This is a genomic window from Rothia sp. HMSC08A08 (assembly GCF_001808385.1).
Lineage (GTDB): Bacteria > Actinomycetota > Actinomycetes > Actinomycetales > Micrococcaceae > Rothia > Rothia dentocariosa.
Genome location: NZ_KV793079.1, coordinates 25,302 through 39,714, shown reverse-complemented (window position 1 = coordinate 39,714; position 14,413 = coordinate 25,302). Strand labels below are relative to the sequence as shown.

The 14,413-nt window shown below is 58.0% G+C and carries 15 protein-coding genes; 13 read left to right on the top strand and 2 right to left on the bottom strand.

Annotation, left to right across the window (positions count from 1 at the left end; translation table 11 throughout):
- The first annotated feature begins 31 nt into the window (after positions 1–31).
- The 3 genes from ftsH to HMPREF3164_RS08895 all read left to right on the top strand — a co-directional run bounded on the left by ftsH (position 32) and on the right by HMPREF3164_RS08895 (position 4,170).
- Complete coding sequence (ftsH, locus tag HMPREF3164_RS08905; protein WP_070450596.1) at positions 32–2,326, top strand: ATP-dependent zinc metalloprotease FtsH; 2,295 nt, start codon at positions 32–34, stop codon at positions 2,324–2,326.
- Positions 2,313–2,900, top strand: a complete 588-nt coding sequence (gene folE, locus HMPREF3164_RS08900; RefSeq protein ID WP_070450594.1) for a GTP cyclohydrolase I FolE — start codon at positions 2,313–2,315, stop codon at positions 2,898–2,900. The genes ftsH and folE overlap by 14 nt, the downstream gene beginning before the upstream one ends.
- Before the next feature lie 133 nt (positions 2,901–3,033).
- Positions 3,034–4,170: a hypothetical protein gene (locus HMPREF3164_RS08895; protein ID WP_141744124.1), complete on the top strand. Its 1,137-nt coding sequence runs from the start codon at positions 3,034–3,036 to the stop codon at positions 4,168–4,170.
- A 253-nt stretch (positions 4,171–4,423) separates the two neighbouring features.
- Here the strand turns inward: HMPREF3164_RS08895 and HMPREF3164_RS08890 are convergent, their stop codons facing one another.
- On the bottom strand, positions 4,424–5,020 hold the full coding sequence (locus HMPREF3164_RS08890) for a GNAT family N-acetyltransferase (RefSeq protein ID WP_070450590.1): 597 nt from the start codon (positions 5,018–5,020) through the stop codon (positions 4,424–4,426).
- Positions 5,021–5,058: 38 nt separating this feature from the next.
- Entirely contained in the window at positions 5,059–5,262 is a 204-nt protein-coding gene (locus HMPREF3164_RS08885; RefSeq protein ID WP_013397981.1) for a hypothetical protein, read from the bottom strand.
- Between the two features lie 259 nt (positions 5,263–5,521).
- Here HMPREF3164_RS08885 and folP point away from each other — a divergent pair, with 259 nt between their 5' ends.
- The 10 genes from folP (at position 5,522) to HMPREF3164_RS08835 (ending at position 14,393) form a co-directional block, all read left to right on the top strand.
- Positions 5,522–6,472: a dihydropteroate synthase gene (gene folP / locus HMPREF3164_RS08880; protein ID WP_070450588.1), complete on the top strand. Its 951-nt coding sequence runs from the start codon at positions 5,522–5,524 to the stop codon at positions 6,470–6,472.
- A gap of 37 nt (positions 6,473–6,509) precedes the next feature.
- Positions 6,510–6,944: a dihydroneopterin aldolase gene (gene folB, locus HMPREF3164_RS08875; protein WP_037231372.1), complete on the top strand. Its 435-nt coding sequence runs from the start codon at positions 6,510–6,512 to the stop codon at positions 6,942–6,944.
- Between the two features lie 37 nt (positions 6,945–6,981).
- Positions 6,982–7,584, top strand: a complete 603-nt coding sequence (gene folK / locus HMPREF3164_RS08870) for a 2-amino-4-hydroxy-6-hydroxymethyldihydropteridine diphosphokinase (RefSeq protein ID WP_070450703.1) — start codon at positions 6,982–6,984, stop codon at positions 7,582–7,584.
- Complete coding sequence (locus HMPREF3164_RS08865; protein ID WP_004005758.1) at positions 7,581–8,114, top strand: DUF3180 domain-containing protein; 534 nt, start codon at positions 7,581–7,583, stop codon at positions 8,112–8,114. Before folK ends, HMPREF3164_RS08865 begins: the two co-directional genes overlap by 4 nt.
- 9 nt (positions 8,115–8,123) lie before the next feature.
- On the top strand, positions 8,124–8,699 hold the full coding sequence (locus HMPREF3164_RS08860; protein ID WP_246822663.1) for a PH domain-containing protein: 576 nt from the start codon (positions 8,124–8,126) through the stop codon (positions 8,697–8,699).
- A complete protein-coding gene (locus tag HMPREF3164_RS08855; protein WP_070450586.1) occupies positions 8,699–10,411 on the top strand; it encodes a PH domain-containing protein in 1,713 nt (570 codons plus the stop codon). Before HMPREF3164_RS08860 ends, HMPREF3164_RS08855 begins: the two co-directional genes overlap by 1 nt.
- Before the next feature lie 89 nt (positions 10,412–10,500).
- The gene (locus HMPREF3164_RS08850) at positions 10,501–11,457 is read left to right on the top strand and encodes a Rossmann-like and DUF2520 domain-containing protein (protein ID WP_070450699.1); all 957 of its coding nucleotides are present in this window, start codon (positions 10,501–10,503) and stop codon (positions 11,455–11,457) included.
- Positions 11,454–12,401: a pantoate--beta-alanine ligase gene (panC, locus tag HMPREF3164_RS08845; protein ID WP_070450584.1), complete on the top strand. Its 948-nt coding sequence runs from the start codon at positions 11,454–11,456 to the stop codon at positions 12,399–12,401. The genes HMPREF3164_RS08850 and panC overlap by 4 nt, the downstream gene beginning before the upstream one ends.
- Before the next feature lie 95 nt (positions 12,402–12,496).
- Positions 12,497–14,029, top strand: coding sequence for a lysine--tRNA ligase (gene lysS, locus HMPREF3164_RS08840; RefSeq protein ID WP_246822669.1), 1,533 nt, complete (start codon positions 12,497–12,499; stop codon positions 14,027–14,029).
- A gap of 148 nt (positions 14,030–14,177) precedes the next feature.
- Positions 14,178–14,393: a hypothetical protein gene (locus tag HMPREF3164_RS08835; protein WP_004005752.1), complete on the top strand. Its 216-nt coding sequence runs from the start codon at positions 14,178–14,180 to the stop codon at positions 14,391–14,393.
- The last annotated feature ends 20 nt before the right edge of the window (positions 14,394–14,413 follow it).

Here is a 14,413-nt window from a genome sequence, read left to right as displayed (position 1 = left end):
TGTAGCCGTCGTAAACGTAAGGAATTAAGCATTGGCGCAAAAATCCAATAACTCGCCGAACGGCCCCGATAACTTTTTAGGCAGGCTGATCAATGGTCGCTGGCTGTGGGCTATCGTTATTGCAATTGTTGTCGTGGCGTTCTCGCTGAGCTCGCTTTTTGCGCAGGGCGCACGCCAGGTAGATACCAACGTTGGTTTGCAGCTGCTCAACGACCACCAGGTGAAGAGCGCGAAAATCTATGATGGCGACCAGCGTGTTGAGCTGCAGCTGAAGGAAGACTATAAGCAGGGCAGCAACAACTACGGTTCCTCTGTGAAGTTCTACTATGTGCAGCCGCGTGCCGAAGAAGTCGTGCGGGCCATGAACGGTGCCCAGCTGGAGAGCTACACCGATCAGCCGGTGGAAAATAGCTTCTTGGGTTCGCTGATTTCTCTGTTGCTGCCGGTGCTTCTTTTTGGTGCAATTTTCTGGCTGCTCATGGGCCGCATGGGCGGTAACTCTTCGGTCATGAGCTTCGCGAAGTCGCGCGCGAAGAAGTTCAACAAAGATAACCCGACCGTGCGTTTCTCCGATGTCGCCGGTGTTGATGAGGCACTGGCTGAGCTTGAAGAGGTGCGCGAGTTCCTTGCGGAGCCCGAAAAGTTCACCCGACTAGGCGCTAAGATTCCTAAGGGTGTGCTGCTGTACGGCCCTCCCGGTACCGGTAAGACCCTGCTCGCGAAAGCTGTTGCGGGTGAGGCTGGCGCGCCTTTCTATTCGATTTCCGGTTCCGACTTTGTTGAGATGTTCGTGGGTGTGGGCGCATCCCGCGTGCGCGATCTGTTCAAGGAAGCAAAATCTAACCCCGCCGCAATCGTCTTTGTGGACGAGATCGATGCGGTCGGTCGCCGCCGCGGCGTCGGTATGGGCGGCGGTAACGACGAGCGCGAGCAGACCCTTAACCAGCTGCTTGTCGAAATGGACGGTTTCGACGGCAACTCCAACGTGATCGTGATTGCCGCAACCAACCGCCCGGATGTGCTCGACCCCGCCCTGCTGCGCCCGGGTCGTTTCGACCGCCAGATCGGTGTGGATGCGCCCGATATGAAGGGCCGCCAGCGCATCCTGGAGGTGCATGCCGCCGGTAAGCCGATCGACCGTCGCGTCGATTTGGGGCAGGTCGCTAAGCGTACCCCCGGTTTCACGGGTGCAGACCTGGCGAACGTGATGAACGAGGCAGCCCTGCTGACCGCCCGCGATAACGGCAACGTGATTGATGACCGTGCTATCGATGAGGCTATCGACCGCGTGATGGCGGGTCCGCAGCGTACTTCGCGCATCATGAGTGAGCACGAGCGTAAGGTAACCGCCTACCATGAGGGCGGTCACGCGCTCGTAGCTGCCGCCCTGCGCAACTCCGCGCCGGTTACCAAGATTACGATTCTGCCGCGTGGCCGTGCACTGGGTTACACGATGGTCATGCCGCAGGACGATAAGTACTCGACCACGCGCCACGAGCTACTGGATCAGATGGCCTATGCGATGGGTGGCCGCGCAGCTGAGGAAATCGTATTCCACGATCCTTCCACGGGTGCCGCAAACGATATTCAGAAGGCGAGCGATACCGCGCGCAAAATGGTAGCCGACTACGGTATGAGCGCCCTGCTGGGTTCGGTAAAGCTCGGCAGCGACGACACCGAACCGTTCATGGGCGGCGATCCTTCGGCGGCACGTAACTACTCTGACAAGACCGCCTACAAGATCGATATCGAGGTGCGTAAACTTCTGGAAGAAGCTCATGATGAGGCTTTCCAGATTCTCGTGGAGAACCGCGATGTGCTTGACCGCCTGGCGTTCGCCCTGCTGGAGAAAGAGACTCTGCTGGAGAACGAGATCGCGGAGATTTTCAAGGATGTTCGTAAGCGCCCCGAACGCGAGCACTGGTACTCCAAGGAAGGCCGCGAACGCACCGATATTCCGCCGGTGAAGGCCCCGAGCGAACTCGCCGCAGAGAAGAATGCTCTGGAGGGCGATTCCGATCCGACCGTGGCGATGAAGGCTCCTACGACTGCATCTATGCCGACTGCGCCCGAGCACACGGTACCGGGCCAGAACCTGCCCGGTCAGGGTGGTCAGCCTCAGCAGATGCCGCATCCGGGCACGCAGGATATTGAGGATACCGACCCGACCGTGGCGATGCCTCCGCAGCAATACCCTGAGCAGCAGTTCCCCGGCCAGTATCCTGAGCAGCAGTATCCGGGTCAGCAGAATGAGCAGCAGCAGAACCCGTACCCGTATAACAACCCGAACCAGAACCCCTATGGAGGGTCGGATGAGCGAGGATAACGGCTCGGGGGTGGATAAGCCGCGCATTGAGGCGGCAGTTCGGGAAATCCTGCTGGCAATCGGTGAAGACCCTGACCGTGACGGTTTACAGAACACCCCGGCGAGAGTGGCTCGCGCCTACGAGGAGTTTTTCTCAGGCTTGCACGCTGACCCCGCCGATGTGCTGGGCACGACCTTCGATATTGCCCATTCCGAGATGGTGCTGGTGAAGGATATCCCGTTCTATTCCACGTGCGAGCATCACCTGGTGCCTTTCCACGGGGTGGCGCATGTTGGGTACATTCCCGGGGCTGACGGCAAGGTGACGGGGCTGAGCAAACTGGCGCGGGTGCTTGAGGTTTATGCGCGTCGCCCCCAGGTGCAGGAACGGCTGACCACGCAGGTGGTGGAGGCGCTGGAGGAGCACCTGAGTCCGCGCGGTGCGATCGTCGTGATTGAGGCCGAGCATATGTGCATGTCGATGCGCGGCGTGCGCAAACCCGGCGCGAAAACCGTCACGAGTGCGGTGCGCGGGCAGCTCAAGAACGCGGCAACTCGCGCCGAGGCGATGAGCTTGATTTTCTCGAAGCACTAGCTTCTTATTCCGCGAGCAGGTGGTTTTTGACCCGAGCAGGTAGGAAAATCCTATCTTTTCGGTCGAAAACCACCTGCTCGCGTTAAACTCCGGCGCTACTAACCTAGAAATATTTGTTTTTACAAGGATGTATATGAGAACCCCTAGAATCCTGCCGAAATTCCTTTTGTGGGCAGATGAGATTGATGATGCGGGCAGAATTTCCGATCAAAACCATCTAGAGGCCGCACTAGGCTCGCCGTGGTTACCCGGGAGGAGCGGCTACCGGAAGATCGAAGAGTTTTGTGCCGCGATGGGTGCGGGGGAGAAGCCATGCGCAGCAGAGGAAGGTTTTGCGTGGGTAAGGCCTGAACGGTTGATACGACTTGTACAGTCCCTGGCCTACGCTATTCCGCAGCACGTACATGGTCGTTGGGTGAACGCCCGGCTGATGCACTGCCTGTTCAACCCAAGCATCGACAGCTCTTTAGACCTAGCACAGAATGTTCGCGATTTTCACGAACGGAACAACAAACACCCGGATCGCACCCTCAACTTTTCTGCTTTTTATGGCACCAAGACGCAGAGTTACGACCTGACGCCAGATGACGTACTAAATCATGTGATGTGCCCTGAAAATATCCTGTACCGCGAACTCAAAAACATTATTGGACCTGATATAACCGATCAAGAATCTTTTACCCGCACAGAGCGTTATTATCTGCGTAATTATGATTCAGCGCTTCTGGTCAATGACGTTGATGGCCAATATTATGAGGCTTTTCGCAAGCTGCTCCTTAGACACTACCGTGCGGGAACTTTGGGCGATTATGTGCATCAGACTATTAAGAATCTGCGTACCTGCAACGTGGAGTTGTATCCGTTTCGTTCATCGTGGGTGAGCGGGGTTGAAGATTTACACAATGTCTATTCGGATTTTAGCGCCCGATTGGTGTTATACCGTCTGGCGCGTTATCTGCGCGATGAACAGGAAAGCGAACCCGGATTCTGGCTTGTGATGCGCAGCCGCGGTGCTTGGTATCGGCAAATTCAATCCGTGCTCACGAACCCTGAACCGCGTTATGGGCTGGGGTTTAACTCCCAGGATGCGCGCGAGCTCGCAGACTGGATCTTCACAACCTATGCGTATGAGCATTCTAGCCGTTCGGCGATCATGACCCCGCAGAATCTCAGAAGCCTCACTCCCAAAGCTAACGGGACCCTTCAGAAAGTCGAGCGCATGAGCGCTGACGAGTATATCCGCCTGAAGCGAGGCATCCTGCCGGAGTGAAGCTATGATCTGCCCCGCGTGTGCATGGGTGGTTCCTGCTACAGATGCTGTTTTAGAGGGTGGAGCATACGCACGATATAGGGTAAGGTAGTAGCAATTACGGGTGAGCACCCAGTCTGCTAAAACTATGAGTGCCCACCCTGCGAGGGCGTTATACTAGCCAGCGGCTAATAGCGTCGACTAACTTAGCGACCGCCTAGATGAATCGTGAACCTGCCTCAACAAGTCGCACGATCGTCCGGGCGGTTTCGCGTTAAAGCTGAACCGCCATTTCGTGCTCAACCAGACGCAGTCCAAAGGATCGGTCTACCTTTGTAGCACCCGTGCGCCGCCAGCCTTGCCGTTCGTAGAAGCTGATGGCGCGGGAATTTCCCTCCAACACCCAGAGAGTTGCGCACTCACACCCCCATGCGGCAAAGGTGCTGAGCGCATGGTTCATGAGGGTGTGCCCAATACCCTGCCCGAGGGCATCCGGGTCTATGTAGAGTGAGTGGAGTCTTCCGACCATCGTCCCGGCCGGAACAGCCCTTTCGGGGCGGTAAGCCTTATCGGGTACGGCGCTGAAACCGCAGAACCCCAGCACCGCATCGCCGCGTACAGCGAGCATAAACGACCGTTTTTCACCGTCGCCCGAACCTTGCACGGAAGCTGACCTGCTGGGTGGCGAGTTCTGGGGAAACTGACTGAGGTACCCGCGCATCCGCTCGGTGTCTTTGGCGACGCTGAGCGAATCGAGGTAGTCCTGAGATATTAAACCCTGATATGCAAACCGCCACCCCTGAACACGGATGCGCGCTACTGCCTGCGCATCGTTGGGGGTGGCGGGTCGAATCGTGAGGGCATCCGGCATGGCTTAATCCTAGCGGAACGCCTCTGCACGAGATAAAACTAGTGGGATTCGGTTTTCGTTCCCGTGGGGTCATCCCAGCCGAGGGCTAGGGTTACGACCATACCCAGGGAGAGGAACCCTGCGCAGGTTGCGACACCGAACGCGACCCAGCGCACGGCGGTAAGTCCATTCGCCAGAACAACCGTGATAAACGCCGCAAGAGCGATAAAGCCAAGAATCCAGGCGCCAACTTTCAGATTCATCTAAACCTCCAAAACCGTCAGTCTCTACGATGCGTTACATTCCGTCCGGCACCGTAGCCGTACAGAACTCTATGGTCATAAATCCAGCATACCCCCGCTACGCCCTGCATGAAAAAATGCGCATAAACCATGCAATATTAAATCCGGTCGCGAGAAGGTTGTTTTTCGCCGACAAGGTAGGATTTTCCGACCTGCTCGTACCAGAAACCACCTGCTCGCGGCATGAAGGGGGCAGGCGCGCATCCGTTAGGATTAAATCATGCACGCAATGATGAGCCCGCAGCCCCCCACACATCTGCCCTGCGACGCCGCAGCCGCAGAGCGAACCCTGGTGATGGGAATCCTGAACGTCACCCCCGATTCCTTCAGCGACGGCGGCGAACACTACGCCGCGAACGACGCTCTCGCCCACGCGCAACGCATGATCGCGCAGGGTGCAGACATTATTGATGTAGGCGGCGAATCCACCCGGCCCGGTGCGGTGCGCATCAGTGTTGATGAGGAACTTCGGCGCATCCTGCCCGTGATCGAGGGGCTTGCCGAAACCGGTATCACCATCAGCGTAGACACCATGAACGCAGCTACCGCCCGCGCCGCCGTAGCCGCCGGGGCGCAGATCATTAACGACGTTTCGGGCATGAGCGTGAGCGATGAGATGATACAGACCGTAGCCGAGCTGGGCGTACCCTATATTCTGATGCATGCGCGCGGCACCTCAACCACAATGGATGCGCTCGCCGCCTACCCGCGCGGCACTGTTACCGAGGTTCTGGACGAGCTCGCCGCCCTGCGTGATCGCCTGGTTGCCGCCGGGGTTCATGCCGAGAACATTATCCTTGACCCTGGGCTGGGGTTTGCGAAGGGCGGCATGCAGGATTGGGAACTGCTCGCCGCCCTTGGGCAGCTGCACACGCTGGGGCACCGGGTACTAATCGCCGGTTCGCGTAAACGTTTTCTGGCGAATGCACTGAACGCGGCAGATGCGGCGCGCACCAAAACCCAGAATCCCGCCGCGAGCGCGAACACCGTGCCCGACCAAATGCCGCCAGCACGCGCCCCCGAAGACCGTGATGCCGCATCCGCCGCTCTCTCTGCGCTCGTGGCGGCCCAGGGAGTGTGGGGGGTTCGCGTGCACAATGTGCCCCCCACGGTGGATGCCGTGACCGTAGCGAATACTTTACGCACTATTATCCGCACCAAACAGACCTAAAATTATGTACCAGTATTCACATCAGCTAAGGAACACCATGCCGAACCCAGCGCACGCCTATGCCTCCTGCGACCGCATTACCCTGACCGGTGTTGCCGCCGTGGGTTTTCACGGAGCGCTTGATTTTGAGAAACGTGAAGGTCAACCCTTCGTGGTAGATACGGTTTTATACACCGACTTCACGCAGGCTGCTGCGACCGACGACCTCGCCCAAACCACGAACTATGCGGAAGTTGCCGAGATTATCCGCACGCATATTGTGGGGGAGTCCCTCGATTTGATTGAGACTCTTGCCGTGCGGATTGCCCAGAACATTCTGGACGAATGCGCGTATGTGCATGCGCTTGAGGTGACCGTCAATAAACCGAAGGCCCCGATTGAGGTGACCTTCGGGAACGTGGCAGTGACCGTATTCCGGGAGCGTGAAGGCACGCAGATTCAGGGCGGAAAGGGTGCATGCGCGCGTGGGTAATATACCGAACGCGAACCAATCGCACCCTGCGCCCGGCATGGACGCGTTAGCGCATACGGCGGTGCTGGCCCTGGGGTCAAACCTGGGCGAGAGCGAAACCACGTTAGAGCAGGCCGCCGCCGACCTAGTGCATCTTAGCGGGGGTGCAGTGCGGCTAGTGCGTGCCTCCGGGCTGTACGTGACGGAACCGGTAGGCGGCCCCGCCGACCAGCCGGACTATATCAACGCCGTCCTTGAAGTGCACACGAGCCTTGACCCCTACGCGCTGTTAGCGCTGTGCCAGCAGGTGGAGGCGCATCATCACCGGGTGCGGCTTGTGCGATGGGGCCCGCGCACTCTCGATATTGACGTTATTACCTATGACGACCTTGTCAGCGACGATCCGGTTCTGACGCTGCCGCATCCGCGTGCGCATGAGCGCGCTTTCGTTCTGGTTCCGTGGGAACAGGCAAATCCGCAGGCGGTAATACCCTCTCGTGATGCCGCTACGGGCGAACAGACGCGGCATCTCGTTGCCGATTTAGCTCGCAGGGTACGCGCAGCCGATGAACGGGCGGGGGTTAACGCGGTACGATTTATGCGAGACATGAATTTGCCCAAGAACCTATTTGATAGTGGTGCTGAAAGCGAGGGCGTATGAAGCCCATCCGAATATCCGTTATTGCGTGTGCCGTGGCGCTGGGGCTTGTTGCTGCAACGATCCTGAATAATCTGGTGGTGAACGCAGGCGGCGGTGAACTCGCAATGTCGCCTGTAGTGGCACTGATCTGCGTGGTAATAGCGGGTATTACGCTCTGGTTTGCGTTTCAGGTGGCGCGTTTTCGCAATGTTGAGACCCGGCGTAAAGCGAAGTCCATGAACTCTCTCATGGCTGCGCGTACTTTGGCGTGTGCGCAGGGCGCGATTTTGACCGGGGCGCTGTTGGCGGGCTGGATGCTCGGGCTTATCGTCTACGATGTAGCGCTGGCGAGCGCTCGCGGTATTCCCGGGTTTTTCTGGTCTACTGTGGTGAATCTGGTTGGTGCTGTGCTGCTGCTGGCGGGCGGGCTGTGGGCGCAGTATCTGTGCCGTATTCCGCCGGACGATCCGGACGGTAATTCGTCTTCGGGCGGTTCGAATTCGGGTAAGCTTGCCGCTGACGGATACTCCCGTACGAGCGATCGACGATAGAGGGTATATATGTCACAACTTTCACATGCTGAGGATGCTTCTTTCTCGCACGAGGGTGAGGGCTCGGTGACTGCGACCGAGGGCGAGTGGGTGCGCGCGCATCCTTCGTATACCAAGATTCGGCTGATACAGGTCGTAGGGTTTTTCGCCACGCTGGTAGTCGTTTTTGCGGCGCTGACCGTGATGTTTGAGATGATGCGTTCTTCCGATGTTCTGCCCAAAACCACGTGGCTGCCCGCTCTTACTGGGGCGATCGCCGCTGTCCTGGTGGTGTGGGGCATCTGGTGGGCGGCGCTGCTACCGCGCCGCACCCGAGCGCTGGGTTATAGTCTGCGCCCCAACCATCTGATGGCGCGCCAGGGTGTGCTGTTTCGGCATGTGACGTCCATTCCGTATGGGCGCATCCAGTATGTAGATGTAGATTCCGGTCCCTTGGAGCGTGCTCATCACCTGGTGCGTCTGACGATCCGCACCGCTGGGGTGACCGCTTCTAAGGTGACGCTGTACGGTATTCCCACTGAACGTGGGCAGCAGCTGCGCGAGCTTTTGATACGCCGCGCCGATGAACGCATGGCGGCGCTGTAATGACACAGGAACCCCGAAACTCGAATAACCAGGACGTGCGGTCTGTCGAGTCTTCTAACACCTCTGAACACCATATAACCCCGGGTGAAGCTGCGGAAACCCTCACGTGGTGGCGTACCGATGTGCGCACGTTCATCATGAACATATGGGTTTTCTTTGCTTTTATTATTTATCTCGCGTGGGATTATATTAAGAATTCCTTCAACAATAATGCCGAGAATGATTACTGGAATATTCTGCGGCAGCTGCCCGAATATCTGCTAAACCACGTTGGACATAACCCGGTAATGCTGTATGGCTACGGTGCTGCGGCGGTCCTTATTTTTGGCGGAAGTATTCTTTCGTGGACGTTTACCCGCTACAGCGTGAGCGCGCATTCGGTATACCGCCACAACGGAATATTTTTCAAGAAACAGCGGCAGATTCGCCTGGAAAGCGTGCAAAGCGTCGATATTTCACGCCCGCTCGTCGCCCGTATTTTGGGGCTGTCCGAGCTTCGACTTGAGGCTGCGGACGGTGCCGAAGAAGCCCTGCATATCAAATACCTCTCGCATGCGAAAGCGCAGAATTTGCAGGAACGCCTGCTGCGCAGGGTGAGTACCCTGCGTGCCGCCAATACGCCAGAATCCGCCGATGCTGTGAGCGTTCCGTCTGAGAAGGATCACGAGGTAAACCTCGCAGGGGAGCAGCAGGCAGAGGAAGGCCACAAGCCGGAACGGGTGCTCTTCAAAGTCCCCAATTTGCGGGTTCTTGCCGCGATTGTGCTCAGCGCATTGCTGTGGGCACTCCCGGTAGCGATTATCTGGGTGGGCGGTACGATCGTGGGGTGGCTGATGAACCCCCAAAAGGACCTGGGGCAGATATCGCAGTTTATTTTTCCGTCCCTGATTCCAATTCTCGGTTTTCTTTGGCAGCTGTGGAGCAGCTTCGATCAGGGCGCAAATTTCACGGTGGAGCGCATTCGCCAGAACACTTCGGATGCGCGCGGCGACAGCCTGCGCATCACCTACGGATTCACGGGAACGCATACGCAAACCCTGTTCCCGCAGCGTATTCAAGCCCTCAAGATTGAGCAGCCTCTATTGTGGAAGCCCTTCGGGTGGTACCGGGTGGTGGTCAATATTGCGGGCGTGGCGGTAAATACGGAGGGTTCATCCGACGACTTATTTACCCGCAACACCGCCCTGCCCGTGGGTACCACCCGCGAAATGCAGCGGCTTCTTCACCTGCTGCTGCCGAATGTTTCACCGCACAGCCTCGAAATCGTGCAGGCGGTCATGGAATCATCAAGGTACAACCCCGCCGACAGCCGCGAGTTAGGCGTGGTGACGGCACCGCGCCGAACACGCTGGCTTAACCCGCTCACCTTCCGGCGTGACGGCTTCGCGCGGGTGAATACCGAACATGCGAAAGCTGAAGCCGACCCGCACCCTTCGGAACACGCCCCCACCCGGGATCTTCTCTTGCTGCGTGGCGGCTGCCTGCTGCGGTTCCTCTCGGTAGTCCCCGAACGGCAGGTGCTCGCGGTGCAATGGTCGCAGGGGCCGCTCAATCGCATCCTCAAAACCGCGTGCATACATTTGGGCAGCGTTCCGGGGCCGGTCAAACCCGCCGTCCAGAACCTAGAGGCGCACGATGCCGAACGCATTGCCGCCGAGATCATCGCCCGTACTGACGGCACCCGGGCCTATTACACATCGCCTTCGGCATAATTCCCTGTAACGATCTGCCATGATCTTCGACGCACCTGGTGAACGCTGAAAAACACGCCGATTTTGCTGTACCTCATATAATTAAGAGTGTGACCACGAATCATCTGAAACCCGCACGCCTCGGCATCGGCGTTATCAGCGCCGGTAAAGTTGGCGCTGTGCTCGGTGCCGCCCTGCGCGCTGCCGGGCATTCCCTGGTGGGTGTGCATGCGGTTTCTGAAGCTTCTCAAGAACGGGCGGATGTGCTCTTACCCGGCGTACCGCTCCTTGAGGTGGAACAGATTGCCGAACGCAGCGAGCTGCTGCTGTTGGCTGTCCCCGACGATGAATTGGCTGGTCTGATCGAGTATTTGGCATCTTCCGGGTCTCTAACCAGTGGGCAGTTGCTTGTGCACACCTCCGGGCGGCACGGCACCGATATTTTCGCTCCCGCAACCACATTGGGCGCTATCGGCTTGGCGATTCACCCCGCCATGACTTTCACCGGTTTGTCCCTGGATTTACAACGACTCACCGGTACGAGCTTTGCCGTGACCGGGCCCGCGCCTTTTATCCCTATAGCTCAGGCGCTCGTCGTTGAAATGGGCGGTGAGCCCGTCCACGTTGCCGAAGCCGATCGTGCGCTTTATCACGCCGCACTGGCGCACGCCTCGAACCATCTCGTCACACTTTTGGGACAGTCCCAGCAGATGCTTGCTAGTATCGGTATTGAAGACCCGGCGCGTTACCTCGGTCCGCTGGTTCGTGCGACCGTCGATAACGCGCTTGCGAGTGGCGAAGGCGCGCTGACCGGTCCCGTGGCACGCGGCGATGCAGGTACCCTGGATGCGCATCTTGATGCGCTGATAGAGTACACCGACCACGAAAATACACAGGATATCGCTGACTCATATGCCGCCATGGTGCGCGCAACCGCATCTAGGGCGCATAATAGAAACTTATTAAACGACGACCAGAAGGCTCGGATTGAATCTACCCTGCGAACCCACACCACGGGCACGCGTCAATCCGGTGCGATGCCTGACGATAAGGAGTTCTCGTCATGACTGAGACCTCGATGCCCCGCATCGTCACGACTATTACCGAGCTTCGCTCCGCTATTGCGGAGGCGCTTGCTGCCGCCCAGGAACGGCTGAATGAGCGCGCCCGTGCCGAAGCCGCCGAACAGGAAGGCGAGGTGCAGTACCGCAGCGCTACGCTCGGGTATGTACCTACGATGGGTGCTCTGCATGCAGGGCACGCCACGCTTTTGCGCCGCGCGAGTGAACAGAACGATGTTGTGGTGGCGTCGATCTTTGTTAACCCGCTTCAATTCGGCCCCAACGAAGACTATGACAAATACCCGCGCGCCCTGGAAACGGATGCGCAGGTCGCCGCCGATGCGGGCGTTGATATTATCTTCGCGCCCTCCGTGGATGAAATGTATCCCGAAGGCGAGCCGCTTATTCGCATTTCCAGCGGCGAACTGGGCAATAAATTTGAGGGAATCACCCGCCCCGGCCACTTCGACGGCGTGCTCACCGTCGTGAACAAGCTCTTCAATATTGTGCGCCCCGCCGCAGGCTCGCACGAGGTGAACGCTTACTTCGGGCAGAAGGATGCCCAGCAGGTTTTGCTCGTGCAGCGCATGATTCACGACTTCAACCACGACATTACCCTGCGTCCTGTCGCTATTGTGCGTGACGACGACGGCTTGGCTCTTTCCTCACGGAATGAATTCCTCAGCGAGCAGGAACGCGAGGCTGCGCTGGTGATTTCTCGAACCCTCGCACTGATGCGCGAAAACTCGCTGAACCGCGGGTTTGAGAGTATCGATCTAGAGAGTGCACGGGCACGTATTAACTCAACCGAGGGTGTGCGCCTGGACTACCTGGAGCTTGTGGATCCGAGCAATTTCCAGCCGCCGACCGCCGATTCCGAGCGGGTGCTTGCACTAGTTGCGGCATATGTGGGTTCCACACGCCTGATCGACAACATGGATTTGCTGTAGCAAACCGTCACATTTGACCTCCTAAAACACGAGATAGGTACCTTTTGAGCAACGAGCAGAGCGCCACACCGGCCATTGCAGATATGTCCGAGCAGATGAAGATTCGCTTGGAGAAGCGCGCTAAGTTCTTGGAGACCGCGGGTGAAGCGTATCCCGTTGGGCTTCTGGATGTCGAAGGCAAGCGCATCGAACCGGATCATATCGCCGATATTCGCGCTCAATACGACCCGAAATTAGAGTCCGGCGAGCTCACCGCCGGGGACGAAACCGACCATGTGGTGCATGTGCCGGGTCGTGTTGTATTCGTGCGCAATACCGGTAAACTCTGCTTTGCATCCCTGCAGGCGGGTACGAATGGCGACCGCATTCAGGCGATGCTCTCGCTCAATGAGGTTGGCGAACAGTCGCTTGCCGACTGGAAATCCCTGGTGGATTTGGGCGATCACGTGTATGTGACCGGCCGCGTGGTGGTCTCTCGCCGCGGCGAACTGTCGATTATGGTGCGTGAGTGGAGGATGGCCGCGAAGTCGATTCGCCCCATGCCCGTGCTGCACAAGGATTTGAACGAAGAAACTCGGGTGCGCCGCCGCTACCTAGACCTAATGGTTCGCCCCGAGGCCCGTGACCTGGTGAAAAAGCGCGCTCTGATTACCCGCACTGTGCGCCGCGTGCTGGAAGATCACGGCTATATTGAGCTGGAAACCCCGGTGCTGCAGCTGGTGCACGGCGGCGCGACGGCTCGCCCGTTCCGCACCCACCTGAATGCCTTCGACCAGCCTATGACGATGCGCATCGCCACCGAACTTCCGCTTAAGCGTGCCGTGGTGGGCGGCATTGAGCGCGTCTACGAAATTGGTCGCGTATTCCGCAACGAGGGCGTGGATTCAACGCACAGCCCCGAATTTACAACCCTGGAATGCTACGAAGCCTACGCCGATCAGTACGTGATGGCCGAGCGTATGCAGGAGATTATCGTTGCGTGCGCACAGGAGCTCGGGGTTACCGCGATTGAGACCGAGGATGGCACGATCGACCTGGGCGGTGAGTGGGCGTGGCTGAGCGTCTACCCCGGACTGTCTGAGGCTGTGGGCGTTGAAATAACCCCGGATACCCCCGCTGAGACGCTGCGCGAGATCGCCGCCAAGCATGAGGTTGAGGTGGATCCCGCCTGGGATGCTGAGAAACTTGTGATTGAGCTTTTCGGCGAAATCGTGGAGCCAACACTGCTGAACCCGACCTTTGTATATAACTACCCGCCAAGCGCCCAGCCTCTGGCGCGGCCAAACCGTGATGGTTCCCGCACGATTGAGGCGTGGGATCTGATTATTGGCGGTATGGAGCGCGGTACCGCGTTCTCTGAGCTGATCGACCCTGTGATTCAGCGCGAGCGTTTGACTGAGCAGTCCCATAAGGCTGCTGCGGGCGATGACGAGGCGATGGAACTTGATGAGGACTTCTTGCGCGCCCTAGAGCACGGTGCACCGCCGATGGGCGGTCTCGGGCTGGGCGTTGACCGTCTGATTATGCTTTTGGCGGGTGAACAGGACCCTGAACGCCCTGGAACCGTGGTGCGTCAGCCAGGTATTCGTGAAACTATATTGTTCCCGCTGATGAAACCGGAGTCGTAATTTCGGGCTTGATCGAGGCTTTTCTTTCGTAAAGGTCTGTAAACCGTGTTAAACCGTAGATGCCGTTCGTAACGAGTATGCGTTATCGGGCGGCATTTTGCGCTATCGGGTATGCTGTCATCAGCACGAAAGGTTGTGAGGGATTTTCATGGAGATTTTGATTGCGCTGCTGCCTCCTATTTTTGCCGGGATTGCGTTATATTTCATTTTGCGTTGGATTAACCGAGCGGATCGCGCCGAACGTTCAGCACAGCGTGATGTCGAAAAAGACGCTCAACAGTGGTACGAGAAGGTAAAGGGTTCACAAGGAACGGTAAATCCTTTTGGTACTGATAAAACGGGTAATAAAACGGAGCGTCAATAAATATAACCGTTAAATGACAA